The organism is Georgenia sp. (genome assembly GCF_054605595.1).
This window is the reverse complement of the sequence record NZ_JBTSDU010000045.1, coordinates 1-21,128: the sequence shown is the minus strand read 5'-3', so window position 1 is coordinate 21,128 and position 21,128 is coordinate 1. Positions and strand designations below refer to the sequence as shown.

General features: G+C 72.9%; 19 protein-coding genes. All 19 read left to right on the top strand.

Features of this window, described 5'->3' with window-relative positions; translation table 11 throughout:
- Positions 1-454 (top strand): chorismate synthase (locus ACYC1Z_RS07390; protein ID WP_461408881.1); only part of this gene is annotated, 454 nt, incomplete at its 5' end.
- Positions 455-497: 43 nt separating this feature from the next.
- Positions 498-2,279 (top strand): 3-dehydroquinate synthase, encoded by a 1,782-nt coding sequence (gene aroB / locus ACYC1Z_RS07385; RefSeq protein WP_461408880.1) that lies wholly within the window; start codon positions 498-500, stop codon positions 2,277-2,279.
- 67 nt (positions 2,280-2,346) lie between these two features.
- A complete protein-coding gene (locus tag ACYC1Z_RS07380; RefSeq protein WP_461408879.1) occupies positions 2,347-2,898 on the top strand; it encodes a shikimate kinase in 552 nt (183 codons plus the stop codon).
- A gap of 353 nt (positions 2,899-3,251) precedes the next feature.
- On the top strand, positions 3,252-3,890 hold the full coding sequence (locus ACYC1Z_RS07375) for a SatD family protein (RefSeq protein ID WP_461408878.1): 639 nt from the start codon (positions 3,252-3,254) through the stop codon (positions 3,888-3,890).
- On the top strand, positions 3,887-4,867 hold the full coding sequence (locus ACYC1Z_RS07370) for a hypothetical protein (protein WP_461408877.1): 981 nt from the start codon (positions 3,887-3,889) through the stop codon (positions 4,865-4,867). Before ACYC1Z_RS07375 ends, ACYC1Z_RS07370 begins: the two co-directional genes overlap by 4 nt.
- A 156-nt stretch (positions 4,868-5,023) precedes the next feature.
- A complete protein-coding gene (efp, locus tag ACYC1Z_RS07365; RefSeq protein ID WP_461408876.1) occupies positions 5,024-5,587 on the top strand; it encodes an elongation factor P in 564 nt (187 codons plus the stop codon).
- 83 nt (positions 5,588-5,670) lie between these two features.
- The gene (gene nusB, locus ACYC1Z_RS07360) at positions 5,671-6,102 is read left to right on the top strand and encodes a transcription antitermination factor NusB (protein WP_461408875.1); all 432 of its coding nucleotides are present in this window, start codon (positions 5,671-5,673) and stop codon (positions 6,100-6,102) included.
- 369 nt (positions 6,103-6,471) lie between these two features.
- The gene (gene pyrR, locus ACYC1Z_RS07355) at positions 6,472-7,089 is read left to right on the top strand and encodes a bifunctional pyr operon transcriptional regulator/uracil phosphoribosyltransferase PyrR (RefSeq protein WP_461408874.1); all 618 of its coding nucleotides are present in this window, start codon (positions 6,472-6,474) and stop codon (positions 7,087-7,089) included.
- Positions 7,086-8,123: an aspartate carbamoyltransferase catalytic subunit gene (locus ACYC1Z_RS07350; protein ID WP_461408873.1), complete on the top strand. Its 1,038-nt coding sequence runs from the start codon at positions 7,086-7,088 to the stop codon at positions 8,121-8,123. Before pyrR ends, ACYC1Z_RS07350 begins: the two co-directional genes overlap by 4 nt.
- Positions 8,120-9,442 carry a dihydroorotase gene (locus tag ACYC1Z_RS07345; protein WP_461408872.1) on the top strand — a complete coding sequence of 441 codons (1,323 nt, stop codon included), beginning with the start codon at positions 8,120-8,122 and terminating at the stop codon, positions 9,440-9,442. Before ACYC1Z_RS07350 ends, ACYC1Z_RS07345 begins: the two co-directional genes overlap by 4 nt.
- Positions 9,439-10,779: a glutamine-hydrolyzing carbamoyl-phosphate synthase small subunit gene (gene carA, locus ACYC1Z_RS07340; protein ID WP_461408871.1), complete on the top strand. Its 1,341-nt coding sequence runs from the start codon at positions 9,439-9,441 to the stop codon at positions 10,777-10,779. Before ACYC1Z_RS07345 ends, carA begins: the two co-directional genes overlap by 4 nt.
- Positions 10,779-14,114: a carbamoyl-phosphate synthase large subunit gene (gene carB, locus ACYC1Z_RS07335; RefSeq protein WP_461408870.1), complete on the top strand. Its 3,336-nt coding sequence runs from the start codon at positions 10,779-10,781 to the stop codon at positions 14,112-14,114. The genes carA and carB overlap by 1 nt, the downstream gene beginning before the upstream one ends.
- A 5-nt stretch (positions 14,115-14,119) precedes the next feature.
- The gene (gene pyrF / locus ACYC1Z_RS07330; RefSeq protein WP_461408869.1) at positions 14,120-14,968 is read left to right on the top strand and encodes an orotidine-5'-phosphate decarboxylase; all 849 of its coding nucleotides are present in this window, start codon (positions 14,120-14,122) and stop codon (positions 14,966-14,968) included.
- A 243-nt stretch (positions 14,969-15,211) separates the two neighbouring features.
- On the top strand, positions 15,212-15,523 hold the full coding sequence (gene mihF, locus ACYC1Z_RS07325; RefSeq protein ID WP_461408868.1) for an integration host factor, actinobacterial type: 312 nt from the start codon (positions 15,212-15,214) through the stop codon (positions 15,521-15,523).
- Positions 15,524-15,702: 179 nt separating this feature from the next.
- Positions 15,703-16,302: a guanylate kinase gene (gene gmk / locus ACYC1Z_RS07320; protein WP_461408867.1), complete on the top strand. Its 600-nt coding sequence runs from the start codon at positions 15,703-15,705 to the stop codon at positions 16,300-16,302.
- A gap of 127 nt (positions 16,303-16,429) precedes the next feature.
- Entirely contained in the window at positions 16,430-16,693 is a 264-nt protein-coding gene (gene rpoZ / locus ACYC1Z_RS07315; RefSeq protein WP_461408866.1) for a DNA-directed RNA polymerase subunit omega, read from the top strand.
- A 61-nt stretch (positions 16,694-16,754) separates the two neighbouring features.
- Entirely contained in the window at positions 16,755-18,020 is a 1,266-nt protein-coding gene (gene coaBC / locus ACYC1Z_RS07310; RefSeq protein WP_461408882.1) for a bifunctional phosphopantothenoylcysteine decarboxylase/phosphopantothenate--cysteine ligase CoaBC, read from the top strand.
- Positions 18,017-19,222: a methionine adenosyltransferase gene (gene metK / locus ACYC1Z_RS07305; RefSeq protein ID WP_461408865.1), complete on the top strand. Its 1,206-nt coding sequence runs from the start codon at positions 18,017-18,019 to the stop codon at positions 19,220-19,222. The genes coaBC and metK overlap by 4 nt, the downstream gene beginning before the upstream one ends.
- A 61-nt stretch (positions 19,223-19,283) precedes the next feature.
- Positions 19,284-21,128: primosomal protein N' family DNA-binding protein (locus tag ACYC1Z_RS07300; RefSeq protein ID WP_461408864.1), on the top strand; the 1,845-nt coding region annotated here is incomplete at its 3' end.

Genomic DNA, 21,128 nt, shown 5'->3' with positions numbered 1-21,128 from the left:
CGCCCGCCTCGCGGGGGGGGTGTGGGGCACCCAGGCCGTCACGGGGGTGGAGATGGGGGACGGGTTCCGCACCGCCACGCGGCGCGGCACCGCCGCGCACGACGGGATCGCCCTCCGTGCCGACGGCCGGCTGGGCCGGACCACCAACCGGGCCGGCGGCACCGAGGGCGGCATGAGCAACGGCGAGGTGCTCAAGGTGCGCGCGGCGATGAAGCCGATCTCGACCGTCCCGCGCGCGCTCACCACGGTGGACGTCGCCACGGGCGAGACCGGGACGGCCATCCACCAGCGGTCCGACGTGTGCGCGGTGCCGCCGGCCGCCGTCGTCGCTGAGGCGATGGTGGCGCTCGTGCTGGCTCAGGCGCTGCTGGAGAAGGTCGGCGGGGACTCCGTCGACGAGGCTGCCCGCAACCTGCGGGGCTACCTCGACGCGATCCCCCAGCACATGCGCTGAGATCGCGCGCCGGCCCGCCCGAGAGGGGCAGTACGGTTCGACGGTGGTAACTGACTCCTCCGGCCTCCGTGCCGTCCTGGTCGGCCCGCCCGGGGCGGGCAAGACGACTGTCGGCCGCCTGATCGCCGCGGCCCTCGGTGTCGAGTTCCTGGACACCGACGAAGAGGTCGAGCGCGTCGCCGGGATGAGCATCGCGGAGCTGTTCGTGGCCGAGGGCGAGGCGGCCTTTCGTGCCCTCGAGCACGAGACGGTCCTGCGGGTGCTGGCCGAGCACGACGGCGTGGTCGCGCTCGGTGGCGGCGCCGTCATGCACCCCGGCACGCGGGCGGCGCTGGTGGGACACCCGGTCGTCTTCCTGGACGTCGACGTGGCGCAGGCAGTGGCGCGCGTGGGTCGCTCCCGGACCCGGCCCCTGCTGGCGGGAGACCCCGGGACCAGGTTCACCGCGCTCATGGCCGAGCGGCGCGCCGTCTACGAGAGTGTCGCGACCGTGCATCATGCGACGACACATCGGCGGCCCAGGCGCGTCGCGGCGGACATCCTGCGTGAGCTGGCCCGGCGCGGCGAGGCAGCGGTGGACGCGGTCGCGGTGCACGAGGGCGACCAGCACGACGGGGACGGCGGCGACACGGGAGGGCACGCGGTGGAGGAGCGACGGGTGGCTGGGCGTACGACGGCGGGGGACCGAGTGGACGGGCACGCGACGGCGGGGGACCGCCCAGATGGACAGGAGGCCGCGGACGGCGCACAGCCGACGCGCATCGAGGTCGCCGGGGCGGCCCCGTACGACGTCGTCATCGGTCGGGGCCTCACCGCCGAGATCGACGCCCTGGTCGGGTCGGTCGCATCGCGCGTGCTGGTGGTCCATCCGCCCACGCTCGCCGAGACCGCCGAGGCCCTGCGCGCGGCACTCGGCCGCGGGGACCGCACCGTGCTCCGCCACGAGGTGCCCGACGCCGAGCAGGCCAAGACCATCGACGTCGTCGCCGCCGCCTGGGACCTGCTCGGCGCGGAGCGGTTCGGGCGGGAGGACGTCGTCGTCGCCCTCGGTGGCGGCGCCACCACGGATGTCGCCGGGTTCATCGCGGCGTCCTGGCTGCGCGGTGTGCGGCTGGTCAACCTGCCCACCACGCTGCTGGCGATGGTCGACGCCGCCGTCGGCGGGAAGACCGGCATCAACACGGCTGCGGGGAAGAACCTCGTCGGCGCCTTCTACCCGCCGGCGGGTGTCATCTGCGACCTCGCCGTGCTACGCACGCTTCCCGGTGCGGACCTGCGTGCAGGCCTGGCCGAGGTGGTCAAGTGCGGTTTCATCGCCGACCCGAAGATCCTGCGGTTGGTCGAGGCCGATGGCGGCGCCGGCGCGCTCGATCCGCGTTCGGCCGTCCTGCGCGAACTGGTGGAACGCGCCGTGGCCGTCAAGGCGCGGGTCGTCGGTGAGGACCTGCGGGAGACGGGCCCGCGAGAGATCCTCAACTACGGGCACACCTTCGCCCATGCCATCGAGCGCACCGAGGACTACCGCTGGCGCCACGGCGACGCCGTCGCCGTGGGCATGGTCTTCGCGGCCGAGCTCGCCCACGCGGCCGGGATCCTGGACGCCGACGTCGTGCGGCACCACCGCGAGATCCTCACCATGCTCGGGCTGCCCGTGAGCTACCGCGGCGGTCGGTGGGACGCGCTCATCGACGCGATGGCCAGCGACAAGAAGGTTCGCGGCGACGCCCTGCGTTTCGTCGTCCTGGAGGACGTGGGCCGGACGACGGTGCTGCGCGCCCCGGCCCCCGAGCACCTCCACCAGGCGTATGACCGGGTCAGGAGCTGACTCATGGCCGAGGGACTCTGCGGCTGCCGGTGCACCGGGGGTCCGTGGTGCCGGTTACCGTAGTGCGGTGACCTCGGACCTGCAGCCATCCCCGCGCCTCGTACTCGTCGGCCCCCCGGGATCCGGCAAGAGCACCGTCGCTGCGCAGGTCGCCGAGCAGCTCGGCGTCCCGTTCACCGACACCGACGCATTGCTGGCCGAGCGGGCGGGCACCGAGGTGGGGGAGTTCTTCATCGACGTCGGTGAGGAGCGCTTCCGTGAGGTCGAGGATGTCGTCGTCGCCGAGGCCCTCGCCCGGCCGGGCGTCCTCGCCCTCGGCAGCGGTGCGGTCGAGCGCAGCGCCGCCCGGCTCGAGCAGTACCGGGCGGACGGCGGCATCGTGGTATTTCTCGACGTCTCGCTCGCCGCCGGCATGCCCCGGGTGGGTCTGAATGCGCCCCGCTCGACCACCATCGGTAGCCCTCGAGCACAGTTCTCCTCCATGGCGGCGCAGCGACGGCCGGCGTACGAGGCCGCTGCCACGGCGTCCATCGACACCTCCGAGCTGACACCGGAGCAGGTCACCGCGCAGGTGCTGGAACTTGTCGCACCGCGGGACTGCGTCGCTCGCGCTCGCTGAGGGCGAGCGAGCCGGCATCGGGGAGATGCGGCGTCCGGGGGCTCCCGGTGCTGCCTCCGAGTGGCGTGTGGCAGGGACGGTGGCGGGCGGCGCGGACAGCGTCGGCGTCCCGGGGCTCCCGGTGCCGCCTCTGCGTGCCGTGGAGGGCTTGCCGGCAAACCCGGCGGGGAGGCCGTTGCCTGCGGATACGGCAACGCCGCGGGCGCGCGCCCCTGGAGCGGTCGTGGGAGCGTCGAGGGGCGACGCGCCCGGAGCCAGGGAGAGTACGTGCGATGCGCACGCAACTGGCGAGAGTGCGGCGAAACGCCACTGTTCACTACTCGACCTACCAAGATAAGCCGTATGCTTATCCGATGGCCACCACAGCGGTAGCAGTCATCGTCGACATCGTGCGTTCGCGCGAGCTGATGGACCGTCGGGGCGCCCAGGAGGCGATCCAACAGGCCTTCGGCTCCGCCCATGAGGCAACACGCGCCATCGAGCCGCTCTGGGCCACGGTCGGGGACGAGTTCCAGGCCGTGTACCCGGACGTCGGCCCGGCACTACGTGCGACGACGCTCGCGCGACTGCTCCTGCCGAACGGGGTCGAGTGCCGGTTCGGCCTGGGCCTCGGCGATGTCGTCGAGGTGGCCGCCGGGCCCGCTGGCCCGATTCAGGACGGCTCGGCGTGGTGGTTCGCCCGGGAGGCGGTCGAGGAGGCGCACCGCCGTGAGTCGCAGGGCACTCCTTACCTGCGGAGCTGGTTCGTCTCCGACGACCCCCGTACGGACGCCGTCACGAACGCCTACCTGCTCCTGCGCGACCAGGCGATGACCGATATGAAGCCACGTGAGCGCAGGCTCACCGCGGGTGCGCTGCTCGGGCGTTCTCAGGCCGAGCTCGGCAAGGCCGAGGGCATCACGCAGTCCGCGGTCTCGCAGAACCTGCGCCGCTCCGGCGGTGCGGCACTGCTCGCCGGGTACCAGCTCCTGCCGGACGGTGGCCGGTCGTGATCGCGTCGCTGCTCATCCTGACCATCGGCCTGACCGATGTGGCGCGTTCTCTCGGACGCCGGCCCGACGTCCGGTGGGCCACGGTCGCCCTCGTCTGGGCCGGCGTGGCGGTGGTCGCGGTGTGGGGGCTCGGTGTCCCGGTCCTCGGTGCTGCCGGGTGCGTGGCACTGGCGGCCGGTTGGGCGTTCGTCATGGCGCTGGACGACCGGCCCCGGCCGCGACGGTTGTGGCCCGTCGTCGTGCTCCTGCTCATCGTGGCCGGAGTCACGGTCTACGACGACACCACCGCCGGCGCGTCCGGGTTCCTCGTCGACGCGTATGCCGCGGTGCGACTGCCGGCCCTCGACGGTGTCTCGCTGCGTACCGCGCTCGCCGCGGTGGCGGTCGGGGTGTTCCTCACCACCAGCGGCAACATCGTCGCGCGGGCCGCGCTGGGACGTGCGGAGCCGTCCGGGTCCCCCTCGGCGCGGGTTGGGCAGGGCGAGGGAGGCCGGGATCACGCCGGACACGGCGGGGGCGGCCGCGATCACGCCGGGCAGGGCGCGGGCGGCCGCGATCACGCTGGGCTACCCGCCGCCGCCGCGGCTGTGCCGGGACCGACGGTCACGCGCGCGTGGGTGCTACGGGTGGCCGGGCGCGTCGTCGGCACGGTCGAATCACCTCGTGGTGGTACGGCGGACGACGCTCTCGGCGGTGGCGCCGGTCCCGCACATGATGAGGCCACCGGATTGACACTGCGCGGCGGCCGGCTGATCGGGCCGCTGGAACGGATCCTCGTCGTGGTGCTCGGGCTCGGCGGTGCCTACGCCGTCATCGCGGCGGTGCTCGCCGCGAAGGGCATCGTGCGCTTTCCGGAGATCTCCGAGGACCGCCGGACGGGCTCGAAGGCGGAGGAGTTCCTCATCGGGTCCCTGGCGAGTTGGTCCGTGTCGACGGCCGCGATCGTGTATCTCAACACATTGGCTTACGGCTTATGATCGTGCCGATATCAGATGGAGGCTTATGGGATGTGGCCTCGTTCGCCGCCGCACGGATCGGCACCTGCAGGTACGGCGAGGTATCCTGACGGGCGCTCCGCGGCCCGCCCCTGAGGTGAGGCCGCCCTCCAAGACCGATGAAGGACGGCACTCCCTGTGGCTTCGACCAATGACCTGAAGAACGGCCTGGTGCTCAACATCGACGGACAGCTCTGGTCCGTCGTGGAGTTCCAGCACGTCAAGCCCGGCAAGGGCCCGGCCTTCGTGCGGACCAAGCTCAAGAACGTCCTTTCCGGCAAGACCATCGACAGGACCTTCAACGCCGGCGTCAAGGTCGAGACCGCAACCGTCGATCGTCGCGACATGCAGTTCTTGTACAAGGACGGTACCGACTACGTCTTCATGGACTCCGCGACCTACGAGCAGATCCCGATCTCCGGCGAGACGGTGGGCGACGCCGCGAACTTCCTCCTGGAGAACCAGGATGCGATCGTCGCCATGCACGAGGGCGCCGTCCTCTTCGTCGAGCTTCCCGCGTCGGTGGTCCTCGAGATCACCTACACCGAACCGGGGCTTCAGGGCGACCGTTCCTCGGCCGGCACCAAGCCCGCGACCGTCCAGACCGGCTACGAGATCCAGGTTCCCCTCTTCCTCGAGATGGGGACGAAGGTCAAGGTGGACACCCGCACGGGCGACTACCTCGGCCGCGTCAACGACTGACCTCTGCGGGAGGCGCACCCCTGCGCCTCCCGCTGCATGCGGGTCCGCGGCACGCGGGCCCGCACCAGACAGGAAGGACCTCGGTGTCCGCACGTAGCAAGGCCCGCCGGCGGGCGCTCGACGTCCTCTTCGAAGCCGACCAGAAGGGTCGCCTCCACGACGTCGCCGATCTCCTGGGGCTGCTCGAGGAGCGTCAGGGCGTGACCGTCGCGCAGGGTGCCTTCCCCGCCTACGCCGTCGAGATCGTCGAGGGTGTCTCCGCCCATCTCGAACAGATCGACGAGCTGCTGAGCACCTACTCCCAGGGGTGGTCGCTCGAGCGCATGCCCGTGGTGGACCGGTGCGTCCTGCGCCTGGGCACGTGGGAGCTGCTCTACAACGACGACGTCCCGGACGCTGTCGCCATCGACGAGTCGGTGAAGCTGGCCACCGAGCTGTCCACGGACGACTCGCCGGCCTTCGTCAACGGCCTGCTCGCCCGCATCCTGGAGCTCAAGCCGACCCTCCTGCCCTGACGCCGAGGGGTCCCGTCCGGCGCTGCCGCCGAGGGGTCCACCCGCCCGGCGCTGACGCCGAGGGGTCCCATCCGGCGCTGACGCCGAGGGGTCCCGTCCTGCCCTGACGCCGAGGGGTCCACCCGTTCGGCGCAGACGCCGAGGGGTCCACCCGCCCGGCGCCGACGCCGAGGGGTCCCGCCCGGCGCCGACGCCGAGGACTCCGTGCGGAGCCTGATGGTGCTGTGCTGCGGCGGTTCGATCAGGGCGGCCCGCGCCCACCGTCCAAGGCCCGGGACGGCGGGACGGCGGCACCCCTGCGGAGCGGTAGCATCACGGCGTCAGACATCCTTTAAGGCCCGTCCGGTGAGGCGGGGAAGGAGGGCCTCTGTGGCCAGCACACCCCCGAGCACCGCACGTCAGGTGCTCTCGGAACCGGACATCGCCCGGTCCCTCACTCGCATCGCGCACGAGATCCTCGAGCGCAACCACGGCAGCGTGGACGTCGTGCTCCTGGGCATCCCGACCCGAGGTGTCCCGCTCGCCGACCGGCTCGCCGCCCGCCTCTCCGCCACCGAGGGCGGAGAACCCCTCGCGGCTGGTGCCCTGGACATCACCATGTACCGCGACGACCTGCGCGGTCAGCCCACCCGCACGCTCGGGCGGACCACGCTCCCGCCCGGCGGTATCGACGGCAAGGTCGTCGTCCTGGTCGACGACGTCCTCTTCTCGGGGCGGACGATCCGCGCCGCGCTCGACGCCCTCAACGACCTCGGTCGCCCGCGTAGTGTCCAGCTCGCCGTGCTCGTCGACCGCGGCCACCGGGAGCTGCCGATCCGGGCCGACTTCGTCGGCAAGAACCTGCCGACCTCCCGCTCCGAGCGGGTGCACGTCCAACTCGTCGAGACGGACGGCACCGCCGACGCCGTCACCATCCTCTCCGACGGCCCCGATCCGGCCTCCCCGCACGCCGGCACCGGCGAGACCACCAGGGAGGGCACACGATGAGACACCTGCTCTCCGCCCAGGACCTCTCGCGGACCGAGGCCGTCGAGATCCTCGACACCGCTGAGGCGATGGCCGACACCCAGGCCCGGACCATCAAGAAGCTCCCGACGCTGCGCGGACGCACCGTGGTCAACCTCTTCTTCGAGGACTCCACCCGCACCCGGATCTCCTTCGAGGCCGCAGCCAAGCGGCTCAGCGCGGACGTCATCAACTTCTCCGCCAAGGGCTCCTCCGTGTCCAAGGGCGAGTCGCTCAAGGACACCGCCCAGACGCTGCAGGCCATGGGTGCCGACGCCGTCGTCGTGCGGCACCACGCCTCCGGGGCCCCGTTCCGGCTCGCGCACTCCGGGTGGATCGACGTGCCCGTCCTCAATGCCGGTGACGGCACGCACCAGCACCCCACGCAGGCGCTCCTGGACGCGTTCACGCTGCGCAGGCACCTCCATGCGGGCGCCGACGGGCTGGGCGCCGGGCCGATATCCGACAGGCCGGTCGGTGCGGGTACCGGAGCAGCCCCGGTGGGCTCGGCGCTCGACGGGGCGAGCGTGGTGATCGTCGGCGACGTCCTCCACTCGCGCGTCGCCCGCTCGAACGTCCAGCTGCTCACCACACTGGGTGCGCGCGTCACGCTCGTCGCACCGCCGACCCTGCTCCCGGTGGGCATCGCCGGATGGCCTGCCACCGTGAGCCACGACCTCGACGAGGCCATCGCCACCGCCGCACCTGACGCCATCATGATGCTCCGCATCCAGCGCGAACGGATGTCCTTCGCAGGCGGTGGGTTCTTCCCCTCGCCGCTGGAGTACCACCGTCGCTACGGACTCGACGGCGCACGCCTGGCCGCCCTGCCCGGGCAGGCCATCGTGATGCACCCCGGACCGATGAACCGCGGCCTGGAGATCAGCGCCGAGGCTGCCGACTCACCTCGCTCGACCATCGTCGAGCAGGTCGCCAACGGCGTGTCCGTGCGCATGGCCGTCCTCTACCTGCTCCTCGCCGGAGCCGACACCGCCGACGAAGGGGCGAACCTGTGACCGACTACCTCGTCCGCGGGGCCCGCCTCCTCGGCGGCGCCCCCAGCGACCTCTTCCTCTCCGGCGGGGTGATCGCCGTCGTCGGACCTGACGCCGCGGGCGCCGCCGCCGGGTCCGACGACGTCACGACCGTCGAGGCCGACGGTCTCGTGGCCCTGCCGGGCCTGGTCGACCTGCACACCCACCTTCGCGAGCCCGGCCGGGAGGACACCGAGACGGTGCTCACCGGTACGCGCGCTGCCGCGCTGGGCGGGTTCACGGCCGTGCACGCCATGGCCAACACCTCGCCGGTGGCGGACACCGCCGGCGTCGTCGAGCAGGTCTGGAACCTCGGCCGCCAGGCAGGCTGGGTGGACGTGCGCCCGGTCGGTGCCGTCTCGGTGGGCCTGGCCGGTGAGGTCCTGGCCGAGCTCGGCGCCATGGCCGACTCGGCCGCGCAGGTGCGCGTCTTCTCCGACGACGGCCGCTGCGTCTGGGACCCCGTCCTCATGCGCCGGGCGCTGGAGTACGTCAAGGCCTTCGACGGCGTCATCGCCCAGCACGCCCAGGAGCCACGCCTGACCCAGGATGCGCAGATGCACGAGGGCGTCGTCTCCGCCGAGCTCGGTCTCACCGGCTGGCCCGCCGTGGCCGAGGAGTCGATCATCGCCCGCGACGTCCTCCTCGCCGAGCACGTCGGCGGACGCCTGCACGTGTGTCACCTGTCCACCGCCGGATCGGTGGACATCGTGCGGTGGGCCAAGGCCCGCGGCATCGACGTCACCGCCGAGGTCACCCCGCACCACCTCGTGCTCACCGACGAGCTGGCCCGCACCTACGACCCGTTGTACAAGGTCAACCCGCCCCTGCGCACCGCGGCGGACGTCGAGGCCGTGCGCGCCGGGCTGGCGGACGGCACGATCGACATCGTCGCCACCGACCACGCCCCGCACGCCGCCGAGGACAAGGACTGCGAATGGGCGGCCGGCGCGTTCGGCATGACCGGATTGGAGACGGCACTGTCCGTAGTCCAGGACACGATGGTCGACACCGACCGCCTGACCTGGGCCGACGTCGCCCGCGTCCTGTCCACCGCGCCCGCGCGGATCGGCCGACTCACCGACCACGGCCGCCCCCTGGCGGTCGGCGAACCCGCGAACCTCACCCTGGTGGACCCGGCCGCGCGCCGCGTCGTCGACCCAGCCGCCCAGGCGACCCGCAGCCGCAACTCCCCGTTCGCCGGCAGGGAGCTGCCCGGCCAGGTGAGGGCCACGTTCCTGCGAGGACGGGCCACCGTGCTCGACGGCGTCCTCGCGGCGCGCGAGGAGGTGGCACGATGAGCGCGCCCACCGCGAAGACCACCACCGGCGCGAGCCCACGCGGCGCCGCGCGCGACCCGGCCATGCTGGTGCTCGAGGACGGCTACGTGCTGCGGGGCGCCGTCTACGCCGCCACCGGCCGCACCGTGGGCGAGATCGTCTTCTCCACCGGGATGACCGGCTACCAGGAGACGCTGACGGACCCCTCGTACCATCGCCAGATCGTGGTGATGACCGCGCCGCACATCGGCAACACGGGCGTGAACGAGGAGGACCCGGAGTCCTCCCGCGTGTGGGTGGCCGGCTTCGTCGTGCGCGACGCCGCCCGGCGGGCGTCGAACTGGCGCGCCACCCACGAGCTCGAGGACCAGCTCGCCGAGCAGGGCGTCGTCGGCATCTGCGAGGTCGACACCCGGGCCCTCACCCGGCACCTGCGCGAGTGCGGCGTCATGCGGGCCGGCATCTTCTCCGGTGCCGCACTGCCCGCCGGGGCCGATCACCTCACCGACCAGGCCGTCGAGGTGCTCCTCGACGTCGTGCGCGAGTCGCCCCAGATGCTCGGGGCGGACCTCGCCCGGGAGGTCTCCACCGCGGCGGCCTACGTCGTCGAACCCGCGGGGGAGTACGCCGGGCGGGCACCGGTCGCGACGGTCGTCGCCGTCGACCTCGGCATCAAGACCCGCACCCCGCAGCAGCTCGCCGCGCGCGGGGTGCGGGTGCACGTGGTGCCCCAGTCCGTCAGCCTCGTCGAAGTCCTCGCGCTGCACCCCGACGGGGTGTTCTTCTCCAACGGGCCCGGCGACCCGCAGGCCGCCACCCACGAGGTCGACCTGCTGCGCGGGGTGCTCGACGCCGGGCTGCCGTTCTTCGGCATCTGCTTCGGCAACCAGCTCCTCGGCCGCGCGCTCGGCTACGGCACCTACAAGCTCGAGTACGGCCACCGCGGCGTGAACCAGCCCGTCCTGGACCGCACCACGGACAGGATCGAGATCACCACGCACAACCACGGCTTCGCCGTCGACGTACCCGTCGGAGAGCCGTCCGTCGCGCCGTTCGACGACGGCCGGTACGGCCGCGTCGAGGTCTCCCACATCTCCCTCAACGACGACGTCGTGGAGGGGCTGCGCGCGCTGGACATCCCCGCGTTCTCGGTGCAGTACCACCCCGAGGCCGCGGCAGGCCCACACGACGCCGAGCACCTGTTCGACCGTTTCGTCCTGATGATGCGCGAGAACCCGCGACCGACCGCCGCTACCGATGCGGCGCCCCACACCACCGGCCCGACGGCGCCCGGCACCGACACGGCAAGCGGCACCGACACGGCAAGCGGCACCGACGACGAGAGCGAGACCCGCTGATGCCCCGGCGCACCGACATCTCCAGCGTCCTGGTCATCGGCTCGGGACCGATCGTCATCGGTCAGGCCGCCGAGTTCGACTACTCGGGCACCCAGGCCGTGCGGGTGCTGCGCGAGGAGGGGCTGCGCGTCATCCTCGTCAACTCCAACCCCGCGACGATCATGACCGACCCGGAGCTGGCCGACGCCACCTACATCGAGCCCATCACTCCCGACGTCGTCGCCTCGATCATCGCCAAGGAGCGCCCCGACGCCCTGCTGCCCACGCTGGGTGGGCAGACGGCGCTGAACGCCGCCATCGCGCTGCACGAGGCCGGTGTGCTCGAGGAGTACGGCGTCGAGCTCATCGGCGCCTCGATCAACGCGATCACCCTCGCCGAGGACCGTGAGGCGTTCAAGGGTGTGGTGGCTCGCTGCGGCGCCGAGAGCGCGCGCTCCGCCGTCGCGCACTCCATCGAGGAGGCGCACACCGTCGCCGCCGACCTGGGGTACCCGCTCGTCGTGCGGCCGTCCTTCACCATGGGCGGCCTCGGCTCCGGCATGGCGTACGGGCCGAAGGACCTGGACCGCATCGCCGGTGCCGGGCTGCACTACTCGCCGACCACCGAGGTGCTCCTGGAGGAGTCGATCCTCGGCTGGAAGGAGTTCGAGCTCGAGCTCATGCGTGACAAGGCGGACAACGTCGTCGTCGTGTGCTCGATCGAGAACGTCGACCCCGTCGGCGTGCACACCGGCGACTCGATCACGGTCGCCCCCGCCCTGACACTGACGGACCGCGAGTTCCAGCGGATGCGGGACGTCGGCATCGCGATCATCCGCGAGGTCGGCGTGGACACGGGTGGCTGCAACGTCCAGTTCGCCACCGAGCCGGCGACGGGGCGCATCGTCGTCATCGAGATGAACCCGCGCGTGTCCCGCTCCTCCGCGCTGGCGTCGAAGGCCACCGGCTTCCCGATCGCGAAGATCGCTGCCCGCCTCGCCCTGGACTACACCCTCGACGAGATCCCCAACGACATCACCGGCTCCACCCCGGCGAGCTTCGAGCCCACGCTGGACTACGTCGTCGTCAAGGTCCCGCGGTTCGCGTTCGAGAAGTTCCCCGCCGCCGACCCCACGCTGACCACGACCATGAAGTCGGTCGGCGAGGCCATGGCGCTGGGCCGCAACTACACCGAGGCGCTGCAGAAGGCGATGCGCTCGATCGACAAGAACGGCGCCGTCTTCCACTGGGACGGTCCCGTGCCCGACGCCGAGCAGACCGCCGCGCTGCTGGAATCGGTGCGCACCCCGACCCAGAACCGGCTGGTCGACATCCAGCAGGCCATGCGGGGCGGTGCGAGCGTCGACGAGCTGTACGAGGCCACCGCCATCGACCCGTGGTTCCTGGACCAGCTGGTGCTCGTGGAGGAGATCGCCGCCACGGTGCGTGACGCGCCCGCGCTGACCGAGCCGGTGCTGCGCCGCGCCAAGCGGCACGGGTTCTCCGACGTCCAGATCGGCCGCCTGCGGAGTCTGTCCGAGGAGACGGTCCGCGAGATCCGCCGCGCCTACGGGTTGCGGCCCGTGTACAAGACCGTCGACACCTGCGCCGCGGAGTTCGCCGCCCTGACGCCGTACCACTACTCCACCTATGACGACGAGACCGAGGTGCGCCCGCGCGAACGTGAGGCGGTCATCATCCTCGGCTCCGGGCCCAACCGGATCGGCCAGGGCATCGAGTTCGACTACTCCTGCGTGCACGCCACGATGGCGCTGGCGGAGCGGTACGAGACCGTCATGGTCAACTGCAACCCGGAGACCGTCTCCACCGACTACGACATCTCCGACCGTCTCTACTTCGAACCGCTGACCTTCGAGGACGTCCTCGAGGTCTACCACGCCGAGCTCGCCGCCGGGCCGGTGGCCGGCGTCGTGGTCCAGCTCGGCGGGCAGACGCCGCTCTCGCTGGCGCAGCGCCTTGCCGACGCCGGGGTGCCGATCCTGGGGACCTCACCCGAGGCGATCGACCTCGCCGAGGACCGCGGTGCCTTCGGGGCGGTCCTCGCCCGGGCGGGGCTGCCCGCCCCGGCGTTCGGCACCGCCACGACGCCCGAGCAGGCCTACGACGTCGCCGAGAGCATCGGCTACCCGGTGCTTGTGCGGCCCAGCTACGTGCTCGGCGGGCGCGGCATGGAGATCGTCTACGACGAGACCGGGCTGCGTGAGTACGTCTCCCGCTCCGCCCTCGGCGGCGTCACCGGCGGCAACGACGCCACCCGCCGGGTGGCCCCGTTGCTGATCGACCGGTTCCTCGACGACGCCCTCGAGATCGACGTCGACGCCCTCTACGACGGTACGGACCTGTTCCTCGGCGGCATCATGGAGCACATCGAGGAGGCCGGCATCCACTCCGGCGACTCCGCGTGCGTGCTGCCGCCCGTGACGTTGTCCAGCAGCGAGATCATCCGTATCCGCCGGTCCACCGAGGCCATCGCGGCCGGGGTGGGCGTGCGGGGGCTGATCAACATCCAGTTCGCGCTCGTCTCCGATGTGCTCTACGTCATCGAGGCGAACCCGCGGGCGTCCCGCACCGTGCCGTTCGTGGCCAAGGCCACCGGGGTGCCGCTGGCCAAGGCGGCCGCGTTGATCATGGCGGGGGAGACCGTGGCGAGCCTGCGGGAGCGCGGCATGCTGCCGGTCGACGACGCCGCCGTCATCGACCTTGACGCACCGCTGGCGGTGAAGGAGGCGGTGCTGCCGTTCAAGCGGTTCGCCACCGCCGACGGCTCGATCGTCGACACCGTCCTCGGCCCGGAGATGCGTTCCACCGGCGAGGTCATGGGCCTGGACGTCAACTTCCCGCTGGCGTTCGCCAAGTCCCAGTCCGCCGCGTTCGGCGGTCTGCCCACCACGGGGCGGGTCTTCGTCTCGGTGGCGGACCGGGACAAGCGCTCGCTCGTCTTCCCCGCGACGCGGCTGGTCGAGCTCGGCTTCGACCTCCTCGCCACCGCGGGCACCGCGGCCGTGCTGCGACGCCACGGCGTCCACGCGTCCGTGGTGCGCAAGGCGTCCCAGGGCCGGGGACCGGACGGTGAGCCGACGATCATCGACCTGATCAACGACGGCACCGTCGACATGGTGGTCAACACCCCGAGCGGTCAGGGAGCCCGCGCCGACGGGTACGAGATCCGCGCCGCAACCACCGCCGCGGACAAGCCCATCATCACCACCGTGCAGCAGTTCGGCGCCGCCGTGCTGGCGATCGAGGCTGTCACCGCCGGCCCGTTCACCGTCCGCAGCCTGCAGGCCCACGACGCCGATCGGGCCGGCCGGCTGGCGGCAGCGGCGGGCCGGTGACGGCGATGGGCTTCGGCAGGCGCCTCGCGGCCGCCATGGACGCGCTGGGCCCGCTGTGCGTCGGCATCGACCCCCACCCGGCGCTGCTCGAGCGCTGGGGCCTGGCCGACGACGTCGCCGGGCTCCGGCGGTTCAGCCTGACCGTCGTCGACGCCCTGGGCGGGTACGTCGCAGCCCTGAAGCCGCAATCGGCGTTCTACGAGCGGCACGGCGCCGCGGGCGTGGCCGTGCTCGAGGAGGTCCTGGCTGCGGCCTGCGCGGCGGGCACGCTGAGCGTCCTCGACGTCAAGCGCGGCGACATCGGTTCCACCATGGCCGGTTACGCCGACGCCTACCTGCGCGACGGCGCACCGCTGGCGGCGGACGCCATCACCCTCTCGCCCTACCTCGGGTTCGGGTCGCTGCGGCCCGCGCTCGATCTCGCCGCCGCGACCGGCCGGGGCGTGTTCGTCCTGGCGCTCACGTCGAACCCCGAGGGGGCGTGGGTCCAGCACGCCCGGAACGACGGCGGGTCCGTCGCCGGGCAGATGGTGGCCGGTGCCCGGGCGGCGAACGCCGCGGCCAGGGCCGAGGGCACGCTCGGGTCGGTCGGGCTGGTCGTCGGTGCGACGACCGGTGACGCCGCCGCCGGGCTCGGCCTCGACCTGGCCGGTTCGGGCGGACCGCTCCTCGCCCCTGGCATCGGCGCCCAGGGGGCAGGGCCCGCCGAGCTCGAGCGCGTGTTCGGGGACGCCCGCCGCCAGGTGCTGGCGTCGACGTCGCGCGGCGTGCTCGGGGCAGGGCCCGAACCGGCTCGGCTCCGGGCGGCGGCCGAGGTCGCCGCCGAGCAGGCCGCCGCGGCCCTGCGGCCCTGACCCGGGGACGAGCATCCCTACCCGCGCTCCTGCCCGGCTCGGAGGCGTGCCGGGACCGGGGTATCGCGCCTCTCCTCCGGGGCCCAGGAGGTGCGCGGCGCTGCTCTCCGCCGGGACCCACGGTCGGCCTTCGTGCAGGTCCGAGCCTTTTCGAAGCGCCGGATCGGGCCAATGCCGCTACCGTCTGTGAACCACACGCGTTCACCGCATCCCGTCCGAGCTCCAGCGACCACGAGGTGACTCATGGCACTCCCGCCCCTGACTCCAGAACAGCGCGCCGCCGCCCTGGCGAAGGCTGCTGCCGCCCGTGCGACGCGGGCAGAGGTGAAGAACAGGCTCAAGTACTCACAGGTCAAGCTCTCGGAGGTCATCGAGGCCGCGAACACCGACGACGCGCTCAGCAAGCTCAAGGTCGTCTCCCTGCTCGAGTCCTTGCCCGGGATCGGCAAGGCCAAGGCCCGGGAGGTGATGTCCGAGGTGGGTATCTCCGAGGCACGTCGCGTCCGCGGCCTCGGCCCGCACCAGCGAGCGGCGCTGGTCAAGCGTTTCGGTTGACGCACGGACCGAGGCAGGCGCTCCATCGCGACCTGCGCGCCGAGTGGACCGGTGACTGGCGCGCCGGGCCCGTGGATGAGCGGATCGACGATGGCGTCGGTCTCGCCCTCGCGCGGCAGCGAACGTCTCGGCCGACCGGGAGCACGGGCGAGCCCGACCGCCCTGGCAGGATGGTCCCCATGACCGTGAGCAGCCCGACCTCCGACACCTCGCCGCGCGCTCGCCTCACGGTGCTCTCCGGGCCCACCGCGGTCGGGAAGGGAACGGTCTCCGCCGAGCTGCGCCGTCGGCGTCCCGAGCTGTGGATCTCCGTCTCCGCCACCACGCGCGCCCCGCGCCCCGGGGAGGTCGACGGCGTGCACTACCACTTCATCACCCCCGGGCAGTTCGACGAGCTGGTCGCGACCGACCAGATGCTCGAGTGGGCCGTCGTCCACGGCGTGAACCGTTACGGCACGCCGCGCGAGCCGGTCGAGCGTCAGCTCGCGGCCGGGCGTCCCGTGCTCCTCGAGCTGGACCTGCAGGGCGCCCGACAGGTGCGGGCCTCCATGCCGGACGCACAGTTCGTGTTCCTGGCGCCGCCGTCCTGGGACGAGCTGGTGGACCGGCTCGTCGGTCGCGGCACCGAGAGCGGCGAGGAGCGGGTCCGTCGTCTCGAGACGGCCCGTGCCGAGTTGGCCGCCGTCGCCGAGTTCGACCACACGGTCGTCAACGACGACGTGGCGCGCGCCACCGACGAGCTCCTGACCCTCATGGGCCAGCCGGTGCGGGTAGACTAGGGGGCTGTGCGCGTCGGATGCGCGTCGACCGGAGGTCTCCAGGCGGAGATCTCCAAGCACCCGCCCGCCCGATCGCGAACCACCGCCCGCCCCGATCGCGAACCACCGAGCAGAAGAAGGTCAACGTATGTACGGAACTGTCGCCGCGCCCGTGGGCATCACCGACCCGCCCATCGACGAGCTGCTCACGAAGGTCGACTCGAAGTATGCCCTGGTGATCTACGCCGCCAAGCGCGCCCGTCAGATCAACACCTACAACGCCCAGCTCCAGGAGGGTCTCCTGGAGTTCGTCGGCCCCCTGGTACCCACCGGGCAGGAGGACAAGCCGCTCTCGATCGCGATGCGCGAGATCAACGAGAGCATGCTGACCCTCACCCGCATCGAGGAGTGACCTCGCCGGCATGACGGACCGCCCCGGCCAGCGCGCCGCCGACCAGCAGGCCGGTGGCGCGCTGCGCATCGTCCTGGGGGTCACCGGCGGCATCGCCGCCTACAAGGTCGTCTACGTGCTGCGGCTGCTGCGCGAGGCCGGGCACCGCGTCCGGGTGGTCCCCACCGAGGACGCCCTGCGCATGGTGGGCCGGGCCACCTGGGAGGCGCTCTCCGAGGAGCCTGTCCGCACCGGTGTCTTCGACGATGCCGAACACGTGGACCACGTGGCCCTGGGCCGCGGCGCCGACCTCGTCATCGTCGCGCCGGCGACGGCGAACCTGCTCGCCCGCGCCGCCGCCGGCATCGCCGACGACCTGCTCACGACCGCGCTGCTCACGGTCTCCTGCCCGGTGCTGCTGGCACCGGCGATGCACACCGAGATGTGGCAGCACCCCGCCACCCGGGCCAACACCGAGACGCTGCGGTCCCGGGGCGTCACCGTGCTCGAGCCGGACTCCGGGCGACTCACCGGCTCCGAGACCGGACCGGGCCGCCTGCCCGAGCCGACGGCGATCGTCGCCGCCGCCCTCGCGCTCGTGGGGCGCACGCTCGACGGCGTCGGTGCGGCCCGCCCGCAGGACCTCGCCGGGCTCGATGTCGTCGTCTCCGCCGGCGGCACCCGCGAACCCCTGGACCCGGTGCGCTACCTCGGCAACCGCTCCAGCGGCCGCCAGGGCATCGCCCTCGCGGCCGCGGCTGCCGCACGCGGTGCCCGCGTGACCCTGCTCGCCGCCAACATCGAGCCCTTGCTCGTGCCCGCGGCGGCCGGGTTGACGGTGCGACCGGTGGGGACCACCGCGGAACTGCGCGCGGCGGTGCGCGCCGCGGCGGTGCGCGCCGACGTCGTCGTGATGGCTGCTGCCGTCGCCGACTTCCGGCCGGCGAACACCGTCACGCACAAGATCAAGAAGGTCGCGGGCGGCGGGCCGGAGCCGATCGTGCTCGTCCAGAACCCCGACATCCTCGCCGAACTCGCCACCGAGCGGCTCCGGGAGGGGCAGATCGTCGTCGGGTTCGCCGCGGAGACGGGCGACGGCGCGGGCGACGTCCTCGAGCACGGCCGGGCCAAGGCGCGCCGCAAGGGCGCGGACCTGCTGGCCGTCAACGAAGTGGGCCGGGACCGGGGGTTCGGCGACGTGCCGAACGCCGTCACGGTCCTCGACGCCGCCGGCGAGGTGGTCACCCGCGCCGAGGGCACGAAGGCCGACGTCGCCGAGGCGCTGTGGGACGCCGTCGTCGCCGCGCGGGGGGCGCTCCACCCCGCGGTGACTAAGATCGACCGGTGACTTCCCCCCGCGCCCGTCGTCAGTTCACGTCCGAGTCCGTGACCGAGGGACACCCGGACAAGGTCTGCGACCGGATATCCGACTCGATCCTCGACGCCATCCTGGACCGCGACCCCACGGCTCGTGTCGCGGTCGAGACCATGGTGACCACGGGCCTCGTCCACGTGGCGGGTGAGGTGACGACCTCCGCCTACGTGGAGATCCCGCAGATCGTGCGGGACGAGGTCACCCGGATCGGGTACACCTCCTCGGACGTCGGCTTCGACGGCCGCTCGTGCGGGGTGGAGGTCTCGATCGGGCAGCAGTCCCCGGACATCTCCCAGGGCGTCACGAAGTCCGAGGAGTCCCGTGACGACACCGGTGCCGTCGACGAGCTCTCCGTCCAGGGCGCGGGTGACCAGGGCCTGATGTTCGGCTACGCCTGCGACGACACCACCGAGCTGATGCCGCTGCCGATCCTGCTGGCCCACCGGCTCGCCGAGCGGCTCGCCCGGGTGCGCAAGGAAGGCCTCGTCGATCACCTCCGTCCGGACGGCAAGACGCAGGTCACCATCGGCTACGAGGGCGACCGGGCCGTCTCGCTGGACACCGTCGTCGTCTCGACCCAGCACGAGGAGGGCGTGGAGGGTGCCCTGCACGGGCTGGTCGCCGAGGCCGTCGTCGCCCCGGTGCTCGAGAACCTCGATCTCGACCTCGCCCTGGGGGAGTACCGCCTCCTGGTGAACCCGACCGGCAAGTTCGTCGTCGGCGGCCCCATGGGCGACGCCGGCCTCACCGGACGCAAGATCATCGTCGACACCTACGGCGGCATGGCCCGACACGGCGGCGGGGCGTTCTCCGGCAAGGACCCCTCGAAGGTGGACCGGTCCGGCGCGTATGCGATGCGCTGGGTGGCCAAGAACGTCGTCGCCGCCGGGCTCGCGGGCCGCTGCGAGGTGCAGGTGGCGTACGCCATCGGTCGCGCCCACCCCGTCGGGCTGTACGTGGAGACCTTCGGCACCGAGACGGTCCCGGCGGAGCGGATCCAGTCGGCGGTCTCGGAGGTCTTCGATCTGCGCCCCGCCGCGATCATCCGCGACCTCGACCTGCTGCGCCCGATCTACCGCCACACCTCCGCCTACGGCCACTTCGGTCGCGAGCTGCCCGAGTTCACCTGGGAGCGCACCGACCGCACGGCGGAACTGGTCTCCGCCGTCGGCTGAGTGCACCGCCGCGGGGCCGCGGGGGCGTCGCGATGTCGGTGGTCCGTGATGGGATGAGGCCATGACGACCACCGGCCGCCACCCCGAGCAGGGTGCGCTCCTCGACCTGCCACCGGCATCGCCGGTACCGGTCGTGGGTGACGGCGTGGTGGAGCCGGTCGCCCGCGTGGTGGTGGACGTCGCGCTGCCGCACCTCGACCACCCGTTCGACTACCTCGTCCCGGCGGCGATGTCCGACGCCGTGCAGCCCGGCACCCGCGTCCAGGTGCGGTTCGCGGGCAAGGACCGCGCGGCCTACGTCATCGAGCGGCGGTCCACCACGGACCACCGCACCACCCTGACGCCGGTGCGCCGTGCCGTCTCCCCGGTGCCCGTCCTCACGCCTGCCGTCCTGGCGCTGTGCCGGGCCGTGGCGGACCGGTACGCGGGCACACTCATGGACGTCGTGCGCCTGGCGGTACCCCCGCGGCACGCGACCACCGAGAGGTCCGTCCTCGACAAGCACGAGATGGCCCCACTGACCCCGTCGGTCGTGCCCAGGCCCGACGGCGACGCCTGGCGTCCGTACAGTGGCGGGCCGGCGTTCCTGCGTCACCTCGCCGCCGGGGAGAACCCACGCGCGGTGTGGACCGTGCTTCCTGGGCACCCGGCCGTTCCCGAGGGGAGACCAACCGGCAAGGCGGCGCCCACTCCTGGGGCCTCAGGCGCCGGCCGGGACGGCCCCGCCGACGAGGAAGCATCCGTCGGCGTAGGCACGCTTGTCGCTGGACGAGAGCCCGGCGGCGAACGCAAGCCCGTCGCCGGACGAGAGCCAGGCGACGGCCCGATCTCGGTCGGCCGGGCGGCAGCGCCCGGGGTCGACACCCCGTTGCGGCCCTGGACCGCCGCCGTGGCCGAGGCCGCCCGGGCGACGCTGTACTCGGGCCGCGGCGTCCTCGTCGTCGTCCCGACCGCGCGGCAGGCCGCGGACGTGGCCGAGCAGCTCACCGAGCTGCTGCCCGGCGAGGCCGTCGTCGCCCTGACCGCGGATGGCGGCCCGGCCCGCCGTTACCGCACCTTTCTCCGGATCCTGCTCGGTCAGGTCCGCGTCGTGGTGGGCACGCGGGCGGCGGCGTTCGCGCCCGTGACCGACCTCGGGCTGTGCGTCTGCTTCGACGACGGCGACGACCGCCTCGCCGAACCGCGCGCCCCCTACCCGCACGCCCGGGAGGTGCTCGCCCTGCGGGCCGAGCAGGAGGGCTGCGCCCTGCTCGTCGGCGGCTTCGCTCGCTCCGTCGAGGCCCAACTGCTGGTGGAGCATGGCTGGGCGCACCCGGTCGAGGCGCCCCGCGACGTCGTGCGCCGGTACACCCCCCGGGTCGAGGCACCCAGCGACGTCGATCTCGCTCGTGAGGGGCTGGCGGCCGCCGCCCGCATCCCGCACCCGGCGTGGCGCCTCGCGAAAGCGGCGCTCGAGCGCGGCCCGGTGCTGGTGCAGGTCGCCCGTGGCGGGTACGCGCCCCTCGTCGCGTGTGCCCGGTGCCGCGAACCCGCCCGGTGTGCCACGTGCCACGGCCCCCTGCGCCTCGACCGCGCCCGCGCGGTCCCGTCCTGTTCCTGGTGCGGCCGCCACGCCCTGGACTGGGCCTGCCCGCACTGCCACCACGATGCGCTGCGCGCCACCCGCGTCGGCTCCACCAGGACGGCCGAGGAGCTCGGCCGGGCGTTCCCATCGGTGCCGGTCGTCGTCTCCGGTACGAACGCCGCCCACGGCGTCGTCGAGACCGTCGACGACCGCCCGCGCCTCGTCGTCGCCACCCCCGGCGCGGAACCGGTGGCGGCGGGCGGGTACACGGCGGCGCTGCTGCTCGACGGCGCGGCGACGACCTCACGCCCGGAGCTGTGGGCGTCGGCGGAGGCGCTGCGG